The organism is Shinella lacus (genome assembly GCF_010994755.1).
In the GTDB taxonomy this organism is placed as follows: domain Bacteria; phylum Pseudomonadota; class Alphaproteobacteria; order Rhizobiales; family Rhizobiaceae; genus Shinella; species Shinella lacus.
In genome coordinates this window covers 632202-655069 of record NZ_WHSB02000003.1, presented here as the reverse complement: position 1 = coordinate 655069, position 22868 = coordinate 632202, and the positions used below count along the sequence as shown (strand labels likewise).

Below are 22868 nucleotides of genomic sequence, written 5' to 3'. Positions count from 1 at the left end.
ATGGGGGACAAGCAGGGAGGGGCGCCATGCAGGATCGACACGCGGCTTTTGAAGACCGGACGCGGCTGGACGACCCCGAGCGCGCCTATCGAATCCTGATCGCCGACCTGATCGGCCTTCGCTTCGATGCGAACGGCCGGCCCGATCACGGCGAGGTGCAAGCGCATATCGAGGCGCAGGGTGGCACGTTCCATGATGGCCCCTATGCGGGCGGGGCCTTGCCGCCCGGCATCCATTTCTTCTACCAGCCGGACCTGAGCACCAAGGACGACATCCTCGCGCAGACCGCCCATGGCCAATATGACGCGCTGATCGCCGCGGCGACCTTCATTCCGATGCAGGCCCTGTTCCCGCTCGGCGGCGTGCGCATCGGTGCTGGTACGGGTAATATGGGCTCTGCCTCCTGGGGCGGCGGCGATGGCGAAGGCGGCGTCGCACCGCTGATGAACACGCCCGGCATCAACAGCCGCGCAACGGCGCAGATGGTGATGAAGGCGGTGCTCAAGGTCACGCCGGACCTGCCGGTCGACCTGCTTCACCAACGGGTCGTCGCCGGCGATTTCGATACCGGCCGCGACCTCAAATCCTACCCGACCGGCAAGCTGGAAGGCCGCCGGATGGCGGTGCTCGGCTATGGCAATATCGGCCGCGAGGTCGCCAAACTCGCGCGCGCCTTCGGCATGCATGTCGTGGTACATGCGCGGGCGAAACACCGGCAATGGATCGAGGCGGAAGGGTTCGAGCACGCGGAAACACCGGCCGCGGCGGCGCAGGGGGCGGATGTGCTCACCGTCCATGTCGGCCTTGGCCGGCTCGATGCGGTGACACGGGCCTATGCCAATGCCGGCATCGTCGGCGAGGCCGTGCTGTCGGCGATGAACCGCGGGGCGGTGGTCGTCAACTACGATCGCGGCGAGGTCGTGGATGCGGGGGCGCTCGACCGTGCGCTGGCGGCCGGACAGGTACGCCACGCGGCAATCGACGCCGATCTTTTCAAGGATGCGGAAAGCGGGGCGCTCAGCGGGCCGATGTTGCCCTATCTCACGCTTGCCGGCCGCCACCCCGGCAAACTCGAACTGCTGCCGCATGCAGCGGCCGATACGGACCATCCCTCCCGTGTCGCCGGAGCCTGCCAGGCGGTCGACCAGATCATCGATGCCATCCGTTACCGCCGGATCGCCAATCTCAAGGGCGGCCTGCCGGATGGTTATGTCGATGCCGGCGCAAAGGTGCCACGCGGCATCGGGCGCGTGAACACCCTGACGCTGGCGGCGGCGGTCGCCGACCGGCGCTTTGCCGAGCTTCACGGCGTCTCCCGCGAAATCGCCGATACGCTGGAGGCGATCGTCGAGGCCGTCGACGAGGGCATGACGCACCAGCCGGCAAAGGGCGACGTGATCGCGCTGACCCATCTGCTGCTGCGCCAACGCCTTCTTCTAGAAGCGTTGGGACTGGATGGCCCTGCGGAGGCATAGAGACGGCGGGAACTTTCGTCTTCACCGCAAGTTCCTTCCCTGACGCGAAAAGCAGGGAGTGCTGCCATGACCCATCAGCAAGACGAACGCGGCGATCCGCTGACCCGCACCCACGATCCCGCCCGCAAGAATTATGCGGCGCAGGAAACCCGCCAGGGCCGCCTCGGCAAACCGATGCTGAAGGTGCTCGGCATCAGCCTTGCGCTTGCCGTCCTGGTATGGGGCGGTGTCGAGATTTGGGGTGAGCGGGTCGATCCGACGGTCGACACCGAGCAGACGTCCTCCACCTCGAACGGCACGTCGACGCAGGATACGATCGACAATACCGTTCCCGGCGGCAGCGAGACGGTTCCGACGGAACGCGATCCGACTTCGCAATCCGGCAGCGGTGGCGACAGCCAGAGCATCACGCCGGACGGGACGGCCAACTGATATCGACCAGGCCGGTGCCTAAAGGTACCGGTCGTATTGCTGCATGACGGCGATGAGCTGGTCGTGCTTGATTGCGTCGATGCGGAAACGGTCATGCGGTGTGCCGCCGCTGTCTTCCGCCGCCAGCATGGCGTTGACCACAGCTTCCTCCACACTCTCCACCGCCGCCAGATAGACCGGGTCGAGATGCTCGTCGTTGACCATCGCCAGGTCGAGCAGGGCGGGCGCGCGATGCGCCATCGGCTGTGGGTTGGCGGTGGAAAAGGCGAGGAAGATGTCGCCGGAATTGTTGCCGCCCGGCGTGCCGTTGCGGCCGATGCCGATGGCGGCGCGCCGCGCGAGGCGTTTCAACTGGTGGGGCGCCATCGGCAGGTCAGTGGCGATGACGACGATGATCGAGCCGCGCTCCTTGAGCTGGCTTTGCGGTGTGTTGTCCTGCAGGTGTTTGCCGACGGGGACGCCGCAGATCGTCAGCCAGTCGCGCTGGCCGTGGTTGGCTTGCACCAGCGTGCCGATCGTGTAGTCCCGGTCGCCGACGGTGACGACGCGGGAGGCAGTGCCGGTGCCACCCTTGAAGCCATAAGTGATCATGCCGGTGCCGCCGCCGCAATTGCCTTCCGAGACGGGGCCGCGGGACAGGTTTTCCAGCGCCGCGCGCACGTCCGCTTCCGTTACCGGCATGCCGTTGATGTCGTTCAGCACGCCGTCATAGGTTTCGGCGATGACGGGCATCAGCCAGAGGAAATCACTGACCTCGTAGGTCGACGTGTAACGTTCCAGCATCCAGCGGGTCGTCGCGTGATGGGTGATGCCGACGCCGTGGGTGTTGGTGATCATCACCGGCCCCAGGAACGTGCCGCCGTCCTCGATCCAGTGGGTGCCGGTCATCTCGCCATTGCCGTTGAAGCGGTGCACGCCGGCATAGACGGGCACGGGCGTTTCGCTGTCGGCATGGGACAGGATGGCGGTAACGCCGGTGCGCACCGGCAGCTTGCGGCCGGGGCGCGGGGTCTCTTCGACAATGGTGCGGAAGCCGACGGCGACGCCCTCGACATCCGTGATGGCGTTGAAGGGGCCTGTGCGGGCGGTGAAGGGCAGGCCGAGTTCGCGGGCGCGAGGTTTTGTCTGGGTCATGGTCATTTCTGCCGGGAGCGAAGGTAGAGGCCGAGCGAGGCGACGACGAAGGAGAAGGTCAGCATCATCACAGCGATGGCGTTGATCTCCGGCTTGATGCCGCGCCGAAGCATGGCGAAGATGAACATCGGCAGCGTCGTCACATCGACGCCGGCGATGAAGTAGGTGATGACCAGGTCGTCCATCGAGATGATGAAGGCGAGCAGCGCGCCGCCGACGATGCCGGGCAGGAGCTGCGGGAACACCACCCTGCGAAACGTCGTCCATTCGTTCGCGCCGAGATCGGCGGAGGCGTGTTCAAGCGTGCGGTCCATCCCGGCAAGCCGGGCGGAGACGACGATGAAGACGTAGGAGATCAGGAAGGTGCACTGGCCGATGATGATCGTCTTCAGGCCCAGGTTGACGCCGGCATTGACGAAGAAGATCAGCAGCGCGATGCCGAGCACGATATCGGGCATCAGCATCGGCATGAACATGACGACGCGGTAGAAACGCCGTCCGAAGAAATCGAAGCGGTAAAGCGCGATGGCGATCGCCGTGCCGAGCACGGTGGCGATGGTGGTGGTGGAGGCGGCGATCATCAGGCTGTTCCAGACGGCCTGAACGAGCTGGTCGGTCGATTCGATATAGAGCGCGCTTTCCGAAACCGCCGTCTTGAAGCCGAGGACCTGAGCGTACCATTCGGTGGTGAAGCCGGTCCAGGTCATCATGTTGACCGGATTGGAATTGAACGAATAGACCGCGATCAGCACCAGCGGGATGTAGATGAAGGCGAAGAAGAGCGCGGTGTAGCCGATGAGGCTGCCGCGGGCGAGGGAGGCGATGATCTTCATGGCCGGTCTCCCTCACCGCCCGGTCGCGGCATCAATGCCGCGGCGGCCGGACACGATGACATAGGCGAAAAGCAGCACCAGCATCACGCACATCACCATCATGGCAAGCGCCGAGCCGAAGGGCCAGTTGCGCGCCGCGAGGAACTGCTGCTCGATGAGGTTGCCGAGCATCATGACCTTGGCGCCGCCAAGGATGGCCGGCACGACGAAATTGCCGAGCGCGGGAATGAAGACGATCACCGCACCGCCGGCAATGCCGGGCGCCGTCAGCGGTAGGATGATACGCAGGAACGTGCGGATCGGCCCGGCGCCGAGATCGAGCGAGGCGCGCACCAGCGTCCAGTCGAGCTTTTCGACACTGGCATAGACCGGCATGAACATGAACGGGATGAAGATATAGACCATGCCGAGAATGATCGCGCCGTCCGTATAGATCAGCTCCAGCGGCCGGGCGATGACGCCGGTGTTGAGCAGCACCGCGTTGACGAGGCCGGTCTGGCGCAGGATCAGCACCCAGATGAACAGCCGCACGATCAGGCTGGTGAAGAAGGGCAGGGTGATGAGGAACAGGCAGAAATTCTTCCAGCGCTCGGAAAGCCGGCTGATGCAGAAGGCGGCCGGGTAGCAGACGATAAGCGTGGCGACGACGGTGAGTGCCGAGATCTTCAGCGAGCGCAGGAAGATCGCGATATAGACCGGATCGAAATCCTCGAACATCGGGTCGGCGAAACCGAGGATGCGGCCGTAATTGTGCCGATACCAGGTCCATTCCACCCCGCCGTAGAGGCCGGGCGCCAGAAAGCTCGTCACGATCATGATGGCGAGCGGACCGAGGAAGAAGACGGCAAGGAACAGCGAGACCGGCCCGAGAAGCAGGCCGAGTTGGGCGCGGCGGCGAAAGGCGATCGACGACATGTCAGGCGGCCTCCGCCGGGATGAGGTGGACGGCGGCCGGATCATAGGAGAGGCGCGCGCGGCGTGACTGCTCGATTTCGCCGACGAGGTTGCGGCGTGTCGCCGGGATTTCGGCGATCACCCGCCGGCCGGTCGCGGTGCGGCCGAACAATTCGAAGGTGGAGCCGACGAAGACGATCTGTTCGAGATCGACGTCGAGGCTCGGCGCGCTGTCGCCTTGCTCAGCGAGGAAGAACTGTTCGGGGCGGATGAGGGCGGTCGCCGTGCCTGTGGTTTGCGCCTTGGCATGCGAAATGGAGAGGCCGTCCGTCGTCAGCAACTGTCCGCCGACCGCCTCGCCCTCGAAGAGATTGCTGGCACCGACGAAGGTGGCAACAAAACTGTTCTTCGGCTGGTCGTAGATGGCGCGCGGCGTATCGAGCTGCTGGATGCGGCCGCCGGACAGCACAGCCACCCGGTCCGACATGGTCAGCGCCTCCTGCTGGTCGTGCGTCACGAAGATGAAGGAGATGCCGAGTTCGTGCTGGAGCGTCTTCAGCTCGATCTGCATGGCCTGGCGCAGGTTCTTGTCCAGCGCAGAGAGCGGTTCGTCGAGCAGCAGCAGCTTCGGGCGGGCGATAATCGCGCGGGCGAGCGCCACGCGCTGCTGCTGGCCGCCGGAAAGCTGGCGCGGCTTGCGGCCCTCCATGCCTTCGAGGCCGACCATTCGCAATGCGTCGGCGACCCGGTTTGCCCGCTCGGGCCTGGCGACACCGGCCACCTCCAGCGCGTAGGCGGTGTTTTCGCCGACCGTCATGTGCGGGAAGAGCGCGTAGTTCTGGAAGACCGTATTGACCGGGCGGCGATAGGGCGGCCGGTCGGTGATGTCCTCGTCGTCGATCAGGATGCGCCCGGCATCGAGCTCGACGAAACCGCTGATCGCCTGGAGCAGCGTGGTCTTGCCGCAGCCGGAAGGGCCGAGCAGCGTCAGGAATTCGTTGCGGCTGACATCGAGGTCGATCGCATCGAGCGCCGTCACGGTCTGGCCTTCGGGCGTGGCAAAGGCCTTCGCCGCCTTTTCCAGGCGGACTATGGAATCTCGCATCGTCGTTCCCCATTATGTTATAAAAATAACGCTTGTGCGATTTAGATATCTGGATACCATTTGTTCATCCAAGTCAACGGCCGAAAGAAGCCGGGACAGGAACAGGCGGCGCAAAGGAAAGCGCCGCGGCCACGACGGGCCAACCACCAGAGGAGACTATCGATGATCAAAATTTCCAACGCCGGCGCATCCGGCCTTCGCGCATGGACGCGCCAGACCGCTCTCTCGCTTGCCGCCCTCGTGGCCATGGCGGGCGTAGCAAGTGCCGCCGAGCTCAACATCTACAACTGGGGCGAATACATCAATCCGGAGGTTTTGAAGAAGTTCGAGGAGGAGACCCAGATCAAGGTCAACCTCTCGACCTACTCCTCCAACGAGGAGATGCTGGCAAAAATCCAGGGTGGTGCGACGGGTTACGACATCGTCTTCCCGTCCGTGCACATGCACGACATCATGGCCAAGCTGGACCTGCTCGAAAAGACCGACATCAACACCTATGAGGGTTTCAAGAACATCGACCCTGCCTTCCTGCGCGCGAAAAGCGACCCGAAGGGCGAATATTGCCTGCCTTATGCCTGGGGCTCGGTCGGCATCTTCTATGACCGCACGATCCTCGGCAAGGATATCACCGGCTGGAAGGACCTGATCGAGACGGTGAAGGCCAAGGGGCTGAAATTCACCCTGCTCGACGACATGCGTGAGGTGCTCGCCGTCGGCCTCATGCTGAACGGCCACAAGATCAACTCCACCGATCCGGCCGAATTGCAGCAGGCGGCGGAGACGATCATTGCGATGAAACCCTATGTCGCGGCCTTCACCTATGACACGCGGCCGATGGTGCAATCCGGCGACGTCGCGGCCGGCCATTTCTTCGTCGGCGCCATGGTCGACGTCTTCGCCGACGAGAAGGACCTCGGCTACGTGATCCCGGAAGAAGGCGGCACCATGTACCAGGAGGATGTCTGCGTGCTGAAGAGCGCGCCGAACAAGGAGAACGCCGTCAAATTCCTCCAGTTCTACACGCGGCCGGAGATCGCGGCGCTCAACGTCTCGCAGCAGACCAACGGCACGGCCAACGTGCCGGCGCGGGAATTGACCCCGGAAAAGATCAAGAATAGCAAGGAGATCAATCCGCCGGCCGAGACCATGGCGCGTCTCCAGATCTTCGAGGATCTCGGCCCGGCGCTTCGCCAGCTAGACCGTGTCTGGACGCGGGTGAAGACGGCGCAGTAAAGGCGTGACTATCCCGCCCGTCTCCGGACGGGCGGTCTCTTTGGGGGAGGGCGACGTGTCGAAACGCATTCTGAAGCTCGTTCAGTCCGATGACCTCAGGCGGTCCAAATCCGACAAGCTGATCGCCAACTATATCGAGCGCAATATCGCCGATCTACCCTTCGAGACGGCGCGCTCCATCGCGCAGCGGCTGGAGCTTTCGCCGATGACCGTCGGACGGTATCTGCGCCGCATGGGTTTCGACGGTCTCGACGAGCTGAAGGGGGAGTTGCGCCGCGGCAGTTCAAACCCCGCCTGGCAGGTCAAAGGCCAGGTCGACCGGCTGGAGCAGGACCGCAAGGAAGGCAAACTTCTCGCCGGCCTCATCCAGCAGCAGATCGACAATCTCGGCCAGATCTACGAGATCACCAATGCGCCGGAATGGCAGCAGACGATCGACGCGCTGGTCGGCGCGACAGAAATCTATGTCGCCGCCTACCAGAACGTGCGCGGCATCGCGCAGTATTTTGCAAGCCAGTTGTCCTATACGCGGCCGCGCGTGCAGTTCGTCGACGGGCTGAACGGCACCTATTCCGAACTGCTGGACGGCTCCGTCGAAGGACGGCTGTTGTTCCTGCATGACGTGCGCCGCTTTGCCGCCAAGGCGCGACCTCTGGCGCTGGAGGCACGTCGCGCGGGCGTTAAGGTCGTGCTCCTGACAGACGAGTTCTGCCCCTGGGGGCCGGAGGTTTCCGACATCTGCCTCATCGTTCCGGGCTCGCACGGGCCGCTGTGGGATGGCGCGGCCACCATGACCGCCGTCATGGACCTGATGCTCTCCAACATCATCGTCGTGATGGGCGAGGCGGTGAGCGAGCGCGTCGATACGCTGACCCGCCTTCAGGACGTCTTCGGGGATTTCGAGAGCTGAGCGCCTTGACGCTGCCGACTGCCGGGGACTAAGGATGGGATGACGGTTCCCTGAAGGATGACTCCCAGGGGATTAATAGGGAACACGGTACGGACGACCCAACAGGGACCCATTCCGTGGCTGCCCCCGCAACTGTAGGCGGATTGCCGCCTGTCCTTGGGACGCGTTTTCGCGTCATGCCACTGCGGTTTTCCGCGGGAAGGCAGACGGGCAGCAGATATCCGTGAGCCAGGAGACCTGCCGTCATAGCAACAATCCAAGTCACGGGCGGGGATGCCCGGAACGGAGACGTTATGACGAATCTGACTGCCGCACCCGGCAGACCTTCCCTCGTTTTCTCCCGCCCGCGATCGATCCGCCCCCTTCGGCGCGTCGGCTGAGGCCGCACGCTTTCATTCATCCGGGAGAAATACATGACCCTGTTTTCTGCGGCCGCGCGGTCCGCATCGCTGCTCTCGCTCGTCGCCGGCTCTACGGCGCTTCTGCTTTCAGCCTACACCGCTGCGGCTGCCGAGACGCAGTATCCGCTGACGCTGCAGAATTGCGGCCGTCCGGTCACGTTCCAGAAAGCGCCGACGCAAACCGTCTCGGTCGGCCAGAGCTCGACCGAAATCCTCTACATGCTGGGTCTTGCCGACCGCGTGGTCGGCACTGCGCTCTGGGTCGGCCCCGTTCTGAAGGGCTATGAAGAGGTCAACGCCAAGATCGACCGCCTTGCGGACAATGACCCGAGCTTCGAGAGCGTGCTCGGCAAGAAGCCGGATATCGTCACGGTCCAGTTCCAATGGCAGATCGGCCCGGAAGGCGTGGTCGCCAAGCCGGAACAGTTCGAGGAGCTCGGCATTCCGGTCTACACGTCCCCTTCCGACTGCGTCGGCAAGGAGAACAGCGCAGCAAGCGACGGCGTGCGCCATCAGGTCTTCACGATGGACCTCGTCTATCAGGAAGTGCGCGAACTGGCGCAGATCTACAACGTGCAGGACAAGGGCGAAGAGGTCGTTGCCGAACTGAAGGCGCGCGAGGCGGCCGCCCGCGCAAAAGTCGCGGCTGCGGATGGCAAGTTGTCGGCCGTGTTCTGGTTCTCCAGCGCGGCTGATTCCGATCCCTATGTCGCGGGCAAGAACGGTGCGCCCGGCTACATCATGTCGGCATTGGGCATCGACAACATCATCAAGACCGATGACGAATGGCCGATGGTGGGCTGGGAAACGATCGCCAAGTCGGGTCCGACGATCATCGTGGCCGGCTCGATGGAACGCCGCCGCTATCCGCTCGACAGCCTCGAGGCAAAGCTCGACTTCCTGAAGACGGACCCGGTGGCAAGCCTGATGCCGGCAGTGAAGAACAACCATGTCTTCGATATGGACGCACAGGCGATGAACCCCACGATCCGCACGATCGAGGGCATCGAGCAGCTTGCCGATGCCATTGAAAAGGCTGGTCTGGCGAAGTGATAGCGGAACGCCCCCTCTTGTTCCGCACGGGCGCCGCATTCGCGGCGCTCGTTCTGCTGGTCGTCGCGCTCGGCGTCGGCGCCGCCGTCGGCGAGACGGCGATACCGCTCGATATCGTCGCCAAGACGGTGGCGAACCGCCTCTGGCAGGCGGGGCATGCGATCGAGCCGATCGACGAGGGCATCATCTGGAACTACCGGCTGAGCCGGGCGGTCGTCGCCGCCTGCTGCGGCTCGGCGCTGGCGCTCTGCGGCGTCATCCTGCAATCGCTGCTGCGCAATGCGCTCGCCGATCCCTATATCCTCGGCATTTCGGCCGGGGCGTCCACCGGCGCGGTCTCCGTCGCTATCCTCGGCATCGGGGCCGGCGCCTTGACGCTGCCGGCCGGCGCATTCCTCGGCGCACTCGTCGCCTTCGGCCTTGTCAGCGCGCTTGCCGTGCGGGCAGGGCGAGGCACCGGCGCGATCATCCTTGCCGGCATCGCCGGCTCGCAGCTGTTCAATGCGCTCACCTCCTTCATCGTCACCAAGGCCGCGAGCGCCGAACAGGCGCGCGGCATCATGTTCTGGCTGCTCGGCAACCTCTCCGGTGTGCGCTGGCCGGATGTCTGGCTGGCACTGCCGGTGGCGATCCTCGGCCTCCTCGTCTGCCTGTGGCATGCCCGAGCGCTCGACGCCTTCACCTTCGGCACGGAATCGGCCGCCTCGCTCGGCATTCCGGTGCGCCGTGTCTATATCGTGCTGATCGCCATCTCCGCGCTGATGACGGCGACCATGGTGTCGATCGTCGGCTCGATCGGCTTCGTCGGCCTCGTCATTCCGCATGCCGCGCGCATGGTCGTCGGCGTGCGCCACGGCCTGCTGCTGCCGGCCTCGGCGCTGATCGGCGCCATCTTCATGATCGCGGCAGACGTGCTGTCGCGCGTCATCATTCCGGGCCAGGTGCTGCCCATCGGCGTCATCACGGCGCTGTTCGGCGCACCGGCCTTCGCCCTCATCCTCAGCCAGCGGAGATCGGCGCTATGACGCTCTCGGCAAATGGTCTCTTCTGGTCGGCCGGCGGCACGACCATCCTGTCGGATGTGTCGCTGGATGTCCGCCCCGGCGAATTTCTAGGCATTATCGGCCCGAACGGCTCCGGCAAGACCAGCCTGATGGCGCTGATCGCCGGCATCCGCAGGCCGCAGCGCGGCGACGTCCTGCTCGGCGGCAAGCCCTTGCAGGCGCATGGCCGGCGCGAGATCGCCCAGCGCATCGCCTTCGTCGAGCAGCAGGCGGAGACGACCGAGCGCATCACCGCGCGCCAAGCCGTCGAGCTCGGGCGCACGCCGCATCTCGGGGCGCTGACGCCGTGGTCGAAGGCGGACGATGCGATCGTCGACCGGGCGCTGGAGGAGGTCGACATGGCGCATTTCGCCGATCGGCTCTGGCACACGCTTTCCGGCGGCGAGCGGCAGCGGCTGCACATCGCCCGCGCACTCGCCCAGCAATCGCCGATCCTGCTGCTCGACGAGCCGACCAACCATCTCGACATCGGCCACCAGATCGGCCTGCTCCAGCTCGTACGCGAACAGGACCTCACCGTGGTCGCGGCCCTGCACGACCTCAACCACGCCGCCATGTTCTGCGACCGCATCGCCGTCATGCAAGGCGGCCGGATCGTCGCCCTCGGCACGCCCGCCAAGGTGCTGGAGCCGCAGCGGCTACATGACGTCTTCGGCGTGACCGTCGATGTCGAACGCGACGGCGCCGGCGGCTGCTTCATCCGCTATCGCCGGCCCGATCCGCGGCCGCCGCGCCTGAAACTCGTGGCAGGCGAGGGGAATTGATGCACCGAGCCCTCCCCAACAACCACCTCAAGGAAGACATTCGCGACTACTGGTCGCGACGCTCGGAAACCTTCGACCTCGCCTTTGGCCATCGCATTCCTGAAGGCCCGGAATTCGACGCTTGGGCGGCGGCGATCCGCGAACGGCTCGGGCCGGAGCCGCGCCGCGTGCTGGAGCTTGCCTGCGGCACGGGGGAGGTGACGCGCCTGCTGCTGTCGCTCGGCCACGAAGTGACGGCGCTCGATTTTTCCGAAGCGATGCTGGAGGTCGCGCAGCGAAAACATGCTGGCGCGAAGGGGCTGCGTTTCCTGCTCGCCGATGCGGAAAACCCGATGGAGCCGGACGAGAGCTATGACGCGATCGTCTGTCGGCACTTGGTCTGGACGCTGACGACGCCGCAACAGGCCTTTGCCGAATGGCACCGCATGCTGAAGCCCGGCGGCACGCTGCTGTTCTTCGATGGCGACTGGGCGGCGCCCACCCGGCTCGGCCGGCTGGCAAGCCGCGCCATCGCGGTCATCGACAGGTTTGCCGGCGCCGATCCCCACTATGACGGCGCGATGAGTGAGCGGCATGCCAGCATCATGGAACGGCTTCCGTTTGGAGACGGCCTCAGCGTCGAGCGCGTGCTGCCGCTGCTGGAAGCGGCGGGTTTTCGTGACATGACGATCGGCTCGCATGCCCCGATCGCGGCCGCGCAACGCCGCACCGCGGATCTGCGCAACAAGCTGCGCACGCTGCTTTACCGCCGCTTCATCCTCTGCTGCCGGAAATAACCTCGGGCTCCGGCTCCACCGTCAGCTTGACGCGGTCGGCGGCAAAACGCGTGCGGGAAAACTGGATCGGCGTGCCGTCGAGGTCCGTATTGGTGGCCACCGCCACGAGGATGATGGCGCCGGGCGACAGTTTTAGCTGCCGCATGTCGTCGCCCTCGGCATGGATAGCCGATATTTCGGTGGAGCGGCGCACATAGTCGGGAAGGCCGAGTTCGCGGAAGGACGCGGTGATCGACCGGGTCTTCTCGTATGCCTCCGCCATCCCGGCAAAGCGATCGGCCGGGAAATAGCTCGTGGAGCGCGAGATCGGTCGCTTGTCCGCGCTGCTGACGATTTCCAGCCGCACGCAGCGTGAACCCGCCGCGAGCCCCAAAGCTTCCGTAACGATGGCCGGTGCCGCTTCCGTCGCGGCGTCCAGCAACTTGCCTTCGAGATCACGCGCCTGGTTGCCGAGGCCTTGCGAAAAGCGCGTGCGCCGGGAAATCGGGAAGCGCAAGCGATCCCGCCGCTCGATGCGGGTGCCGATGCCTTGGATCGGCCGCACGATGCCTTCTTCCGTAAGCGCCGCCATGGCACTGCGCACCGTATGCCGGTTCACGCCGAAGCGGCCGGCCAGCACCACTTCCGGCGGCATCATGCCGGTCTCGTCAAAATCGCCATTGTTGATCGCCAGCCGCATGCGGTCCGCGATCTGGCGCCAAAGCGCCACGCCTGATTGTCGTTCCACCATTTTCGCCCCCGCGAATACCCTCTGTCACACCCTTGTCATTCCCGACCAATAAGACAAGACTTAGATGTTCGGTTGTCTAGATTAATAGACATTTGGAGAGATGACAATGACATCAACACAGAAATCTGCCGAGAGCGCTGCTAAAGGTGCTGCCGGCGAGCGGCAGAGGGCGATGGGCCTGCTGGCGAAGGCGAGCCGGGCGGAATTGCAGGCGGCCTGGGACACGATTGGCGACAAACCGGCGGCCCAGCCCGTGCGCGGACCGGAAACCGGCCTCGTCATGGTGCGCGGCCGCATCGGCGGCGGCGGCGCGCCGTTCAATCTCGGCGAGGCGACGGTGACCCGCGCCAGCATCCGGCTGGAAGACGGCACGGTCGGCCACGGCCAGTCGCTCGGCACGGATCCCGTCAAGGCGCGGCTTGCCGCGACTTTCGATGCGCTCTTCCAGCAGCCGGCCCGCAAGGCGGACGTCGAGACGCTGCTTGATGCCATCGCGGCGCGCATTGCCGACGAGGACGCCGAAAAGGCGCGCCAGACGGCCGCCACCCGCGTCGATTTCTTCACCATGGTTCGGGGAGAGGACTGATGTCACTCGATACGCTCGCCTTTGCCGGCGGTTTTGCACAGCCGGTGTTCGAGGCACAGGCCGTCTTCCGCACGCTGATGGACTGCATGGCCCGCCCAGGAACGATCGGCCAGATTGCCGCAACCGTCACGCCGCCGGCCCCGCTCAATGCCGCCGCCGGCGCCGTCGCGCTCACCCTGTGCGACCACGACACCACCGTCTGGCTGACGCCGAAACTCGGCGCCTCGGCGCTGCCCGGCTGGCTCGCCTTCAATGCCGGCGCGACGCTGACGGAAGAGCGCCAGAACGCCCGCTTCGCCTTCGTGGAAAAGGGCGCGATGCTGCCCAATCTCTGCCTCTTCGCGCAGGGCACGCAGGAATATCCGGATCGTTCCACGACGCTCGTCGTCGAGATCGAAGCTTTCGAAGGTGGCCGCCCGCTGGTGCTGACCGGTCCGGGCATTCGCACGGAAGAAGAGATCGCACCGCTCGGCCTGCCGGACATGTTTCCGCATTTCTGGTCGGAGAACCGGCAGAATTTTCCGCGCGGCGTGGACCTGATCCTCGTTGCCGGCGACCGGATCCTCTGCCTGCCGCGCACCACCGTTCTTCGCGTGAAGGAGGCCTGAGCCATGTATGTTGCCGTCAAGGGTGGCGAAGCCGCTATCTCCAACGCCCACCGCCTTCTCGCCGACCGCCGCCGCGGTGACCGTTCGCTGCCGGCGATCGGCATCGAGCAGATCGTCGCCCAGCTTGGGCTTGCCGTCGACCGCGTGATGGCGGAAGCCTCGCTCTACGACCGGGCGCTAGCGGCCCTTGCCGTCCGGCAGGCCCGTGGCGACATGATCGAGGCGATCTTCATCCTGCGCGCCTACCGCACGACGCTGCCGCGCTTCGGCTATTCCAAGCCGGTCGAGACGGGCGTCATGCTCGTCGAACGCCGCGTTTCGGCGACCTACAAGGACCTGCCGGGCGGCCAGCTTCTCGGGCCGACCTTCGACTATACGCATCGCCTGCTCGACCCGTCGCTGCTTGGCGACGAACCGGTCGACACGGCCCTTGAACGCGACGAGCCTGGTGAGCCGGTGATGCGCGTCTCCGACATTCTGGCCGGCGAAGGCCTCGTCGAGGACGATGGCAACCTGCCGGAGGGCCACGTCGCGGGGGATCTCACGCGCGAGCCGCTGGAATTCCCGATGGCGCGGGACCTGCGCTTGCAGGCGCTTGCTCGTGGCGACGAGGGTTTTCTGCTGGCGCTCGGTTACTCTACCCAGCGCGGTTATGCCCGCACCCACCCCTTCGTGGGGGAAGTGCGCATCGGCGAGGTCGAGGTGGAGCTGGACATGCCGGAGCTTGGCTTTTCTGTCTCGCTCGGCCGCATCCAGGTCACCGAATGCCAGATGGTCAACCAGTTCAAGGGCTCGGCAAAGAACCCGCCGCAATTCACCCGTGGCTACGGCCTCGTTTTCGGCCAGAGCGAGCGCAAGGCCATGGCCATGTCGCTGGTCGATCGCGCTCTTCGCGCCGAAGAGTTCGGCGAGGACATCGTGGCGCCGGCGCAGGATGAGGAATTCGTCATTTCCCATTCTGACAACGTGCAGGCGACCGGTTTTGTCGAGCACCTGAAGCTGCCGCATTACGTGGATTTCCAGGCCGAACTCGATCTCGTGCGCCGCATGCGGCGGGAATACGAGGAGAGGGCGGACGCCGTCATGAGGGATGCCGCCGAATGAGCTCAATCCTTCCTTCGCCGTCGAGAAAAAACGCCGATAGCGACCAGTATCGCGATCATGATCACGATGAAGGTGGTCAGTTCCATGTCCTCCTCCTTTCCCAGCAGGAAACGACCCATGACTCCTGATGTTCCGACGAGCGCCGGGCTCGCGACCTATAACTTCGCCTATCTCGACGAACAGACGAAACGCATGATCCGTCGTGCGATCCTCAAAGCGATCGCCATTCCCGGCTACCAGGTGCCCTTCGCAAGCCGCGAAATGCCGATGCCCTATGGCTGGGGCACCGGCGGCGTGCAAGTGACGGCAGCGATCCTTGGACCGAAGGATGTGCTGAAAGTCATCGACCAGGGCGCCGACGACACGACCAACGCCGTCTCCATCCGTGCCTTCTTCCAGAAGGTGGCGAATGTCGCGGTGACGACGAAGACCCGCGAGGCGACGATCATCCAGACGCGCCACCGCATTCCGGAAGAGAAGCTCACGGCCGGCCAGACGCTCGTCTACCAGGTGCCGATCCCGGAGCCCTTGCGTTTCCTGGAACCGCGCGAGACCGAGACGCGCAAGATGCATGCGCTGGAAGAATACGGCCTGATGCATGTGAAGCTCTATGAGGACATCGCCAAGAACGGCCATATCGCCACGACCTATGCCTATCCGGTGAAGGTCGAGGGGCGCTACGTGATGGACCCGTCGCCGACGCCGAAATTCGACAATCCGAAGATGCACCGCTCGGAGGCGCTCCAGCTTTTCGGCGCAGGTCGTGAAAAACGCATCTACGCCGTGCCGCCCTATACCGAAGTCGTCAGCCTCGATTTCGAGGACCATCCCTTCGAGATCCAGACCTTCGACAAGCCCTGCGCTCTGTGCGGTGCCGAGAATGTCTATCTCGACGAAGTTGTGCTCGACGACAAGGGCGGGCGGATGTTCGTCTGCTCCGACACCGACCATTGCGAGGAACGTTGCGCCAATGGCCACCGCGGTCATCTCGCCTATAACAAGGAGGCCGCCGAATGACTGACGCCCCTCTGCTCAAAGTCCGTGACATCTCGAAGTTCTACGGTGCGCGCATCGGCTGCAAGAATGTCTCCTTCGATCTCTGGCCCGGCGAAGTGCTGGCGGTGGTCGGCGAATCCGGCTCCGGCAAGACGACGCTGCTCAATTGCCTTGCGACCCGCCTGATGCCGAGCTCCGGCGCCGTCGAATACCGCATGCGCGATGGGGAAATGCGCGAACTCTCCCGCATGAGCGAGGCGGAGCGCCGCTTCCTGATGCGCACCGACTGGGGCTTCGTGCACCAAAACCCGGCCGATGGCCTTCGCATGGCCGTGTCGGCCGGCGCCAATGTCGGCGAGCGGCTGATGGCGGTCGGCGAACGGCACTATGGCAATATCCGCGAGACGGCGGGCAACTGGCTTGGCCGCGTCGAGATCAGCGTCGACCGCATCGACGACCAGCCACGCGCCTTTTCCGGCGGCATGCGCCAGCGGTTGCAGATCGCCCGCAACCTCGTGACCTCGCCGCGCCTCATCTTCATGGACGAGCCGACCGGCGGCCTCGACGTCTCCGTGCAGGCACGCCTGCTCGACCTGCTGCGTGGCCTCGTTCAGGACCTAGGCTTGTCGGCGATCATCGTCACGCACGACCTCGCCGTGGCGCGCCTGCTTTCGCACCGCATGATGGTGATGAAGGACGGCGTCGTCATCGAGCAGGGGCTGACCGACCGCGTGCTCGACGATCCGCGCGAAGCCTATACCCAGCTCCTCGTCTCCTCGATCCTTCAGGTGTGAAAGCATGGTCCCGAAAAGTGGACCCCGGTTTTCGGACAAGACCATGCGTCAAAAGGAAAAATGACATGCCCACACCCCTTGTTGTCTCAGAAGTGGCGAAGAGCTTTACCATGCATCTTCGTGACGGCATCCGCCTGCCGGTGATGTCGAATGTCGCCTTCTCGGTTAAGGCAGGCGAATGCGTCGTGCTGGGCGGTCCCTCCGGCATCGGCAAGAGCTCGCTCTTGAAAATGGTCTATGGCAACTATGCCGTCGATAGCGGTCAGATCCTGATCGAACATGGCGGTCGCCTGCTCGATCTCGCGACCGCCGATCCGCGCACGATCCTGTCGGTGCGCCGCGCTACACTCGGTTATGTCAGCCAGTTCCTGCGCACCGTGCCGCGCGTCGCGGCCGTCGATGTCGTCGCCGAGCCGCTGCTCGGCCGCGGGACCGCTGCGGCCGAGGCGAGGGAGATCGCGGAAGCGATGCTCGCCCGCCTCAACCTGCCGCGCGAACTCTGGCAGCTTCCGCCCGCCACCTTCTCCGGCGGCGAGCAGCAGCGCGTCAACATCGCGCGCGGTTTCATCACCGATCACCGCATCCTGCTGCTCGACGAACCGACCGCCTCGCTCGACGCGAAGAACCGCGCCGTCGTCGTCAGCATGATCGAGGAGAAGAAGGCGGCCGGCGTGGCGCTGCTCGGCATCTTCCACGACGAGGACGTGCGCGAAAAGGTCGCCGACCGTATCGTGGATGTGTCCGCCTTTTCGCCGCGAAAGGCCGCCGCATGACAAAACTGTCCGAAACGCCGCTGATCCATCCGACGGCGACTGTCGCCGATAGCACGCTCGGCCGCTATACCGAGATCGCCGAGCGCTGCCGCATCAGCGAGGCCGAGATCGGCGACTATTCCTACATCATGGAGGATGGCTCGGTCTGGTGCGCGACGATCGGCAAGTTCGCCAACATCGCTTCGGCGGTCCGCATCAACGCCACCAACCATCCGATGTGGCGCGCGACGCTGCACCACTTCACCTATCGGGCCAACGACTACTGGCCCGATGCCGAGCCCGAACCGGACTTCTTCGCCTGGCGGCGCGAACACCGCGTCACCATCGGCCATGACGTCTGGATCGGCCACGGATCGACGGTTCTGCCCGGTGTCACAATCGGCAACGGCGCTGTCATAGGATCGGGCGCGGTTGTCACAAAAGACGTCGAACCCTACACGATCGTCGGCGGCGTGGCGGCGAAAGTCATCCGCGAACGTTTCCCCCGAAACATCGCCGAGCGCATGGAAAAACTCGCCTGGTGGGACTGGGATCATGCCCGGTTGCGCACCGCTTTGGACGATTTTCGCAAACTTGACGCAGAAGCCTTTCTTGCCCGTCACGACGGGTAAGAGGGCGCGCGAGAAGCCGGAATTTCAGCCCTGTGGACTGTAATCTTTCCGACATGAAACTGACATTGCCGCTTCATCAACAGCGTTTACAGCCAGTCCCGAAAACGACACTGCCCGACTTTGGGCTCAGCCTGAAAAAAGAGGGATCCGCCATGTTCCGACTGAAGAATGTCACCCGCCGTTTTGGCGAGCGCGTTGCGGTCGACGATGTGACCTTCGACATCCCGCAGGGCCAGATGGTCGGCGTCATCGGCCGCTCGGGCGCCGGCAAGTCCACCATGCTGCGCATGATCAACCGGCTCGCCGATCCGAGCGAAGGTTCGATCCATTTCAACGATATCGAGGTCTCGTCGCTGCGCGGCTCCGGCCTGCGCAACTGGCAGCGCGACTGCGCGATGATCTTCCAGCAGTTCAACCTGGTGCCGCGCCTCGACGTGCTGACCAATGTGCTGCTCGGCCGCCTCAACCACCGCTCGACCACGCTCAGCATCCTCAACCTCTTCACCCGCGAAGAGCGCATCATGGCGATTGCGGCCCTTGAGCGCCTCGGCATCGAGCAGACCGCGCTTCAGCCGGCCGGCACGCTTTCCGGCGGCCAGCAGCAACGCGTGGCGATTGCCCGTGCGCTGATGCAGAACCCGAAGATGCTGCTTGCCGACGAGCCGATCGCCTCGCTCGATCCGCTGAACGCCAAGATCGTCATGGACGCGCTGCGCGACATCAACGAGCGCGAGGGCATCACGGTCATCACCAACCTGCACACGCTGGATACGGCGCGCGCCTATTGCGAGCGCATCATCGGCATGGCGCATGGCCGCGTCGTCTTCGACGGCTCGGCACGCGAGCTCGACAGTGAAGCGGTGCGCACGATCTACGGCACGGGCGCCGATGGCGCAGAGATCGACGAGAGCATGACCTCCACGGCGATCCGCAACCCCGCCAAACAGGACAATATCAAGGAATCCGCCAGCCCGACACCGCTGGCACTGGCCGGGCTTTAAACGCCCCCGCCAGGATCGAAGGACCCGCGTGAAGGGTCATAAACTTCCAGCCGGCAAAGCCGGTCAAACAGGAGAGAGACCATGCTGAAGAAAGTTCTTCTCGGCGCCGTCGCGCTCATCGCGCTCGCCGGCCACGTACAGGCTGAAGACCTCAAGGAATTCCGCGTCGGCATCATCGGCGGCGAAAACGAAGCGGATCGCCTGCGCAACTACCAGTGCCTCGGCGATCACCTGAAGGCCGACCTCGGCTTCGAGAAGGTCTCGTTCTTCCCGGCTGCCGACTATGACGGCGTTATCCAGGGTCTGCTCGGCGGCACGCTCGACTACGCCGAACTCGGCGCTTCCGGCTTTGCCAAGATCTACCTCGCCAAGGCTGACGCCGTCGAGCCGATCCTGACGACCGTCCAGACCGACGGCTCGACCGGCTACCACTCGATCATGGTCGCCCGCAAGGATTCCGGCATCACCAAGCTCGAAGACCTGAAGGGCAAGAAGCTCGGCTTCGCCGATCCGGACTCGACCTCCGGCTACCTCGTTCCGCTCGTCACGCTGCCGGAAGCCATCGGCGGCCCGGTCAAGGAATATTTCGCTGAAACCGGCTTCGGCGGCGGTCACGAAAACCTCGTTCTCGAAGTGCTGAAGGGCACCTTCGATGCCGGCACGACCTTCGGTTCGGGCGTAGGCGAATTCAAGGACGGCTACACCTCCGGCAACCTGCACAAGATGGTCGAGAAGGGCATTCTCGACATGAACGACCTCGTCGAACTCTGGAAGTCGCCGCTGATCCCGAACGGCCCGATCGTCGTTCGCACCTCTATGGCTGACGAGACCAAGGCGAAGTTCAAGCAGTTCATGCTCGACCTGCCGAAGAAGGACGCAGCCTGCTTCTCCGCCGTCATGGGCGGTGACTTCACCTCGTTCACGGAAGTCAATGTCGACTTCTACAAGCCGATCATCGACGCCCGCAAGGCAACGATCGGCGGCTGATCGCCATACTGACATCGGCGCCGGCCGCACCCCGGCCGGCGCCTCTGTTTTTTGAACAAGCCGGGATAGACCATGGCCACGAACACGCTCCACGACGGCTTCAGCGAGAAGGGCGCTCTGATCGAGCGGCACTGGCAGGAGCTGAACGCGCGCCGGCGCCTCTATACCTGGCTGGGCCTCGCCATCCTCGCGGTCGCACTCTCCGGCTCGCTGTGGTTCGCCAACGAGACGAATGCCGGCAAGTTCTTCGACCGGCTGCCCTATCTCTTCGACTTCGTCGGCGACATGGTTCCACGCGATGGCTTTGAGGTCTTCCGCGCACTGTTCGACCTGCCGTCGCCCTATGACGACGGCAGCTTCAAGTACAATTATCCGGAAGGCCGGCTCTACATCACCGAGAGCCTCTACGTGCCGGAATATTTCCACAAGATGCTGGAAACACTGAACATCGCACTGTTCTCCACCATCATCGGCATGTTCTTCGGCTTCCTGCTCTGTTTCCTCGCCGCCAAGAATCTCGTCGCCAACCGCCTGCTGCGCGGTTTCGTGCGCCGCTTCATGGAAATCCTGCGCGCCTTCCCGGAAGTCGTGCTCGCCGGCTTCTTCCTCGCCATCCTGTCGCTCGGGCCGCTGCCCGCCGTCATCGCCGTGTCGATCCACACGGTGGGTGCACTCGGAAAGCTGTTCTTCGAGGTCGTCGAGAATGCCGACATGAAGGCCGAGGAGGGGCTTCGCGCCGTGGGTGCCAGCTGGGTGGAGCGCGTCTGGTTCGGCATCGTGCCGCAGGTGCTGCCGAACTTCATGAGCTATTTCCTGCTGCGCTTGGAGATCAATGTGCGCGCCTCGACGATCATCGGCGCCGTCGGCGGCGGCGGCATCGGCGAGTTGCTGCGCCTGTCGATCGGCCAGAACCACCAGGCGAAGACGCTCGCCATCGTGCTGCTTCTCCTCATCACCATCATCGCCGTCGACCAGTTTTCCGCCTGGCTGCGCCGCAAGCTGGTCGGCGATCATGCCTTCCGGCTGGCTCAATAGGAGTGCGCCATGACGACCCTCAATTCCTCACAGATGGATGAGATCGCGGCACGCCACCCGGCCGTCTTTCACCGCTCGTTCTGGCAGCGTTTTCGTATTGCCATCATCACCGGCGGCTTCGTGCTCTATGCGCTCTATTGCTGGTGGTTCTTCGCGATCGGCCATGTGCTCGGCACCGCGAACTGGAACATCGCCGGCACCTATCTCGCCGACTGGGTGTCCTACGAGGTGCGCCCGGAAGTGGCGATCGAGCCCGATGGCGCGATGAAGCTCACCTATCCGCGCTTCTCGCCGCTCGGCCCGAATGCCAAGCCCGACTGGGTGGAAATCGAACTTGGCACGATGACCCGCACGATGCCGGCTGCCGGTGCCATGACCACGACGGAAAAGAAGCCAGCCTCCATAGGCTTCATGGGCGAAGGCGCCGTCATCGGCGGCTCGGCTGCCGCGGCCGAGGGCCTTGCAACGGCGACGACGCGCGAGGAAGAGGTGGTCAAGCGCGCCAAGATCACGCTCAATTCATCGACGAGCGTCGAGGTCGTGCCGGAGCGCGTGACCGTCCAGCATGCCGGCGAGACACTGGTGGTGGACGTGGACGGTTCCGAGGTAAAGCCCGAAGGCACGCTGCCGGCCTGGGCGACGCAGAAGACGCCCGGCCAGAAGATCACATTGGCCTTCGGCTTTGCCGGCTGGGGCGAGATCGAGGCGGACGATATCTCGATCCGCAAGCGCTTCCTCGGCTGGGCGAACTTCCTGTTCGACACCAACTCGCCCTTCCACGGAAAATCGACATCGGAGGTGGCGTCGCTGATCACCTCGGACGAGCGCATCGATCCGAAACAGTCGAACCTGTCGCTTGCTTGGGACAACATCCTCTACAATTCCGAATGGCAGCATCTCGACGTCTGGACCAAGCTGCTCCAAACCATCGTCATGGCCTTCGTCGGCACGCTGTTCGCCATGCTGCTGGCCTTTCCGCTGGCCTTCCTGGCGGCGCGCAACATCACGCGCAACTGGTTTTCCAACCAGATCACCAAGCGCCTGTTCGACTTCCTGCGCTCCGTGGACATGCTGATCTGGGCGCTGTTCTTCACCCGCGCCTTCGGTCCCGGGCCGCTCGCCGGCATGTCGGCGATCTTCTTCACCGACACCGGCACGCTCGGCAAACTCTATTCCGAGGCGCTGGAGAACATCGACGACAAGCAGCGCGAAGGCGTGAAGTCTGTGGGCGCGGCACCGGTCGCCGTGCAGCGCTTCGGCGTGCTGCCGCAGGTCATGCCGCTCTTCGCCTCGCAGGCGCTCTACTTCTGGGAATCGAACACCCGTTCCGCCACGATCATCGGCGCGGTCGGCGCCGGCGGCATCGGCCTGAAGCTCTGGGAGGCGATGCGCACGAATTCCGACTGGGAGAACGTCGCCTACATGGTACTGCTGATCCTCATGGTGGTTTTTGTCTTCGACGGCATATCGAATGCGCTGCGTTCCCGCCTGATGGGCAAGCCCTCGCATTGATCGGCGTGGCGGCATGATGCTGCCACACGAATCCCTACAAGATCCGATGCCGCCGAT

24 protein-coding genes, 1 pseudogene and 1 riboswitch are annotated in these 22868 nt (G+C 64.4%); of the genes and pseudogenes, 19 read left to right on the top strand and 6 right to left on the bottom strand.

The annotated features are described in order from the left end of the window. Positions 1-62 precede the first annotated feature (62 nt). Positions 63-1475, top strand: a pseudogene (locus tag GB927_RS11125) (NAD(P)-dependent oxidoreductase); the annotation flags it as partial. A 66-nt stretch (positions 1476-1541) separates the two neighbouring features. Beyond that, the gene (locus GB927_RS11120; RefSeq protein WP_256116887.1) at positions 1542-1907 is read left to right on the top strand and encodes a hypothetical protein; all 366 of its coding nucleotides are present in this window, start codon (positions 1542-1544) and stop codon (positions 1905-1907) included. Positions 1908-1925: 18 nt separating this feature from the next. Here GB927_RS11120 and GB927_RS11115 read toward each other — a convergent pair whose 3' ends face one another. The 4 genes from GB927_RS11115 to GB927_RS11100 are packed head-to-tail and all read right to left on the bottom strand — an operon-like array spanning position 1926 to position 5873. Continuing rightward, complete coding sequence (locus GB927_RS11115; protein ID WP_439655483.1) at positions 1926-3041, bottom strand: DmpA family aminopeptidase; 1116 nt, start codon at positions 3039-3041, stop codon at positions 1926-1928. A 2-nt stretch (positions 3042-3043) separates the two neighbouring features. Then, entirely contained in the window at positions 3044-3874 is an 831-nt protein-coding gene (locus GB927_RS11110) for an ABC transporter permease (RefSeq protein ID WP_256116885.1), read from the bottom strand. A gap of 12 nt (positions 3875-3886) precedes the next feature. Continuing rightward, positions 3887-4789, bottom strand: a complete 903-nt coding sequence (locus GB927_RS11105) for an ABC transporter permease (protein ID WP_256116884.1) — start codon at positions 4787-4789, stop codon at positions 3887-3889. A 1-nt stretch (position 4790) separates the two neighbouring features. Continuing rightward, complete coding sequence (locus GB927_RS11100; RefSeq protein WP_256116883.1) at positions 4791-5873, bottom strand: ABC transporter ATP-binding protein; 1083 nt, start codon at positions 5871-5873, stop codon at positions 4791-4793. A gap of 162 nt (positions 5874-6035) precedes the next feature. Here GB927_RS11100 and GB927_RS11095 point away from each other — a divergent pair, with 162 nt between their 5' ends. The 6 genes from GB927_RS11095 (at position 6036) to GB927_RS11070 (ending at position 12074) form a co-directional block, all read left to right on the top strand. Then, entirely contained in the window at positions 6036-7106 is a 1071-nt protein-coding gene (locus tag GB927_RS11095; RefSeq protein WP_439655482.1) for a polyamine ABC transporter substrate-binding protein, read from the top strand. A gap of 55 nt (positions 7107-7161) precedes the next feature. Then, positions 7162-8016 (top strand): MurR/RpiR family transcriptional regulator, encoded by an 855-nt coding sequence (locus GB927_RS11090; RefSeq protein WP_256116882.1) that lies wholly within the window; start codon positions 7162-7164, stop codon positions 8014-8016. A 26-nt stretch (positions 8017-8042) separates the two neighbouring features. After that, a riboswitch (cobalamin riboswitch) is annotated at positions 8043-8275 on the top strand. Positions 8276-8429: 154 nt separating this feature from the next. After that, positions 8430-9470 carry an ABC transporter substrate-binding protein gene (locus GB927_RS11085; protein WP_256116881.1) on the top strand — a complete coding sequence of 347 codons (1041 nt, stop codon included), beginning with the start codon at positions 8430-8432 and terminating at the stop codon, positions 9468-9470. A gap of 17 nt (positions 9471-9487) precedes the next feature. After that, positions 9488-10495 carry a FecCD family ABC transporter permease gene (locus GB927_RS11080; RefSeq protein ID WP_305111152.1) on the top strand — a complete coding sequence of 336 codons (1008 nt, stop codon included), beginning with the start codon at positions 9488-9490 and terminating at the stop codon, positions 10493-10495. Continuing rightward, positions 10492-11298 (top strand): ABC transporter ATP-binding protein, encoded by an 807-nt coding sequence (locus GB927_RS11075; RefSeq protein WP_256116878.1) that lies wholly within the window; start codon positions 10492-10494, stop codon positions 11296-11298. Before GB927_RS11080 ends, GB927_RS11075 begins: the two co-directional genes overlap by 4 nt. After that, the gene (locus GB927_RS11070; protein ID WP_256116877.1) at positions 11298-12074 is read left to right on the top strand and encodes a class I SAM-dependent methyltransferase; all 777 of its coding nucleotides are present in this window, start codon (positions 11298-11300) and stop codon (positions 12072-12074) included. The genes GB927_RS11075 and GB927_RS11070 overlap by 1 nt, the downstream gene beginning before the upstream one ends. Here the strand turns inward: GB927_RS11070 and phnF are convergent. Beyond that, positions 12052-12804 (bottom strand): phosphonate metabolism transcriptional regulator PhnF, encoded by a 753-nt coding sequence (gene phnF / locus GB927_RS11065; RefSeq protein ID WP_256116875.1) that lies wholly within the window; start codon positions 12802-12804, stop codon positions 12052-12054. The two genes, GB927_RS11070 and phnF, sit on opposite strands and share 23 nt — an antisense overlap. 100 nt (positions 12805-12904) lie before the next feature. Between phnF and phnG the strand changes: the two genes are divergently transcribed. From phnG to GB927_RS11050, 3 genes are read left to right on the top strand one after another with little or no spacing between them, the layout of a single operon-like run. Further along, on the top strand, positions 12905-13390 hold the full coding sequence (phnG, locus tag GB927_RS11060; protein ID WP_439655481.1) for a phosphonate C-P lyase system protein PhnG: 486 nt from the start codon (positions 12905-12907) through the stop codon (positions 13388-13390). Further along, positions 13390-13998: a phosphonate C-P lyase system protein PhnH gene (gene phnH, locus GB927_RS11055; protein WP_256116871.1), complete on the top strand. Its 609-nt coding sequence runs from the start codon at positions 13390-13392 to the stop codon at positions 13996-13998. The genes phnG and phnH overlap by 1 nt, the downstream gene beginning before the upstream one ends. 3 nt (positions 13999-14001) lie before the next feature. Then, the gene (locus GB927_RS11050; protein WP_256116866.1) at positions 14002-15102 is read left to right on the top strand and encodes a carbon-phosphorus lyase complex subunit; all 1101 of its coding nucleotides are present in this window, start codon (positions 14002-14004) and stop codon (positions 15100-15102) included. Between the two features lie 2 nt (positions 15103-15104). Here the strand turns inward: GB927_RS11050 and GB927_RS34385 are convergent, their stop codons facing one another. Then, positions 15105-15188: an LPXTG cell wall anchor domain-containing protein gene (locus GB927_RS34385; protein ID WP_369431636.1), complete on the bottom strand. Its 84-nt coding sequence runs from the start codon at positions 15186-15188 to the stop codon at positions 15105-15107. A 31-nt stretch (positions 15189-15219) separates the two neighbouring features. Between GB927_RS34385 and GB927_RS11045 the strand changes: the two genes are divergently transcribed. The 8 genes from GB927_RS11045 (at position 15220) to phnE (GB927_RS11010) (ending at position 22811) form a co-directional block, all read left to right on the top strand. Then, positions 15220-16119: an alpha-D-ribose 1-methylphosphonate 5-phosphate C-P-lyase PhnJ gene (locus tag GB927_RS11045; RefSeq protein WP_256116865.1), complete on the top strand. Its 900-nt coding sequence runs from the start codon at positions 15220-15222 to the stop codon at positions 16117-16119. Continuing rightward, entirely contained in the window at positions 16116-16892 is a 777-nt protein-coding gene (phnK, locus tag GB927_RS11040) for a phosphonate C-P lyase system protein PhnK (protein ID WP_256116864.1), read from the top strand. Before GB927_RS11045 ends, phnK begins: the two co-directional genes overlap by 4 nt. Before the next feature lie 65 nt (positions 16893-16957). Continuing rightward, positions 16958-17665, top strand: a complete 708-nt coding sequence (gene phnL, locus GB927_RS11035) for a phosphonate C-P lyase system protein PhnL (protein ID WP_256116863.1) — start codon at positions 16958-16960, stop codon at positions 17663-17665. After that, the gene (locus tag GB927_RS11030; protein WP_256116860.1) at positions 17662-18276 is read left to right on the top strand and encodes a DapH/DapD/GlmU-related protein; all 615 of its coding nucleotides are present in this window, start codon (positions 17662-17664) and stop codon (positions 18274-18276) included. The genes phnL and GB927_RS11030 overlap by 4 nt, the downstream gene beginning before the upstream one ends. Before the next feature lie 152 nt (positions 18277-18428). Continuing rightward, on the top strand, positions 18429-19277 hold the full coding sequence (gene phnC / locus GB927_RS11025) for a phosphonate ABC transporter ATP-binding protein (protein WP_256116859.1): 849 nt from the start codon (positions 18429-18431) through the stop codon (positions 19275-19277). An 81-nt stretch (positions 19278-19358) separates the two neighbouring features. After that, positions 19359-20264 carry a phosphonate ABC transporter substrate-binding protein gene (phnD, locus tag GB927_RS11020; RefSeq protein WP_256116858.1) on the top strand — a complete coding sequence of 302 codons (906 nt, stop codon included), beginning with the start codon at positions 19359-19361 and terminating at the stop codon, positions 20262-20264. A gap of 72 nt (positions 20265-20336) precedes the next feature. Next, positions 20337-21299 carry a phosphonate ABC transporter, permease protein PhnE gene (phnE, locus tag GB927_RS11015; protein WP_256116857.1) on the top strand — a complete coding sequence of 321 codons (963 nt, stop codon included), beginning with the start codon at positions 20337-20339 and terminating at the stop codon, positions 21297-21299. Positions 21300-21308: 9 nt separating this feature from the next. After that, entirely contained in the window at positions 21309-22811 is a 1503-nt protein-coding gene (phnE, locus tag GB927_RS11010) for a phosphonate ABC transporter, permease protein PhnE (protein ID WP_256116855.1), read from the top strand. The last annotated feature ends 57 nt before the right edge of the window (positions 22812-22868 follow it).

Coding starts and splice junctions, on each gene's coding strand:
- phnK (WP_256116864.1), top strand. CDS start 16,116: ATGACTGACGCCCCTCTGCTCAAAGTCCGTGACATCTCGAAGTTCTAC.
- GB927_RS11100 (WP_256116883.1), bottom strand. CDS start 5,873: ATGCGAGATTCCATAGTCCGCCTGGAAAAGGCGGCGAAGGCCTTTGCC.
- GB927_RS11030 (WP_256116860.1), top strand. CDS start 17,662: ATGACAAAACTGTCCGAAACGCCGCTGATCCATCCGACGGCGACTGTC.
- phnD (WP_256116858.1), top strand. CDS start 19,359: ATGCTGAAGAAAGTTCTTCTCGGCGCCGTCGCGCTCATCGCGCTCGCC.
- GB927_RS11105 (WP_256116884.1), bottom strand. CDS start 4,789: ATGTCGTCGATCGCCTTTCGCCGCCGCGCCCAACTCGGCCTGCTTCTC.
- GB927_RS11085 (WP_256116881.1), top strand. CDS start 8,430: ATGACCCTGTTTTCTGCGGCCGCGCGGTCCGCATCGCTGCTCTCGCTC.
- phnC (WP_256116859.1), top strand. CDS start 18,429: ATGTTCCGACTGAAGAATGTCACCCGCCGTTTTGGCGAGCGCGTTGCG.
- phnL (WP_256116863.1), top strand. CDS start 16,958: ATGCCCACACCCCTTGTTGTCTCAGAAGTGGCGAAGAGCTTTACCATG.
- GB927_RS11110 (WP_256116885.1), bottom strand. CDS start 3,874: ATGAAGATCATCGCCTCCCTCGCCCGCGGCAGCCTCATCGGCTACACC.
- GB927_RS11115 (WP_439655483.1), bottom strand. CDS start 3,041: ATGACCCAGACAAAACCTCGCGCCCGCGAACTCGGCCTGCCCTTCACC.
- phnH (WP_256116871.1), top strand. CDS start 13,390: ATGTCACTCGATACGCTCGCCTTTGCCGGCGGTTTTGCACAGCCGGTG.
- GB927_RS11075 (WP_256116878.1), top strand. CDS start 10,492: ATGACGCTCTCGGCAAATGGTCTCTTCTGGTCGGCCGGCGGCACGACC.
- GB927_RS11070 (WP_256116877.1), top strand. CDS start 11,298: ATGCACCGAGCCCTCCCCAACAACCACCTCAAGGAAGACATTCGCGAC.
- GB927_RS11095 (WP_439655482.1), top strand. CDS start 6,036: ATGATCAAAATTTCCAACGCCGGCGCATCCGGCCTTCGCGCATGGACG.
- GB927_RS11120 (WP_256116887.1), top strand. CDS start 1,542: ATGACCCATCAGCAAGACGAACGCGGCGATCCGCTGACCCGCACCCAC.
- GB927_RS11050 (WP_256116866.1), top strand. CDS start 14,002: ATGTATGTTGCCGTCAAGGGTGGCGAAGCCGCTATCTCCAACGCCCAC.
- phnE (WP_256116857.1), top strand. CDS start 20,337: ATGGCCACGAACACGCTCCACGACGGCTTCAGCGAGAAGGGCGCTCTG.
- phnF (WP_256116875.1), bottom strand. CDS start 12,804: ATGGTGGAACGACAATCAGGCGTGGCGCTTTGGCGCCAGATCGCGGAC.
- phnG (WP_439655481.1), top strand. CDS start 12,905: ATGACAATGACATCAACACAGAAATCTGCCGAGAGCGCTGCTAAAGGT.
- GB927_RS11045 (WP_256116865.1), top strand. CDS start 15,220: ATGACTCCTGATGTTCCGACGAGCGCCGGGCTCGCGACCTATAACTTC.
- phnE (WP_256116855.1), top strand. CDS start 21,309: ATGACGACCCTCAATTCCTCACAGATGGATGAGATCGCGGCACGCCAC.
- GB927_RS34385 (WP_369431636.1), bottom strand. CDS start 15,188: ATGGAACTGACCACCTTCATCGTGATCATGATCGCGATACTGGTCGCT.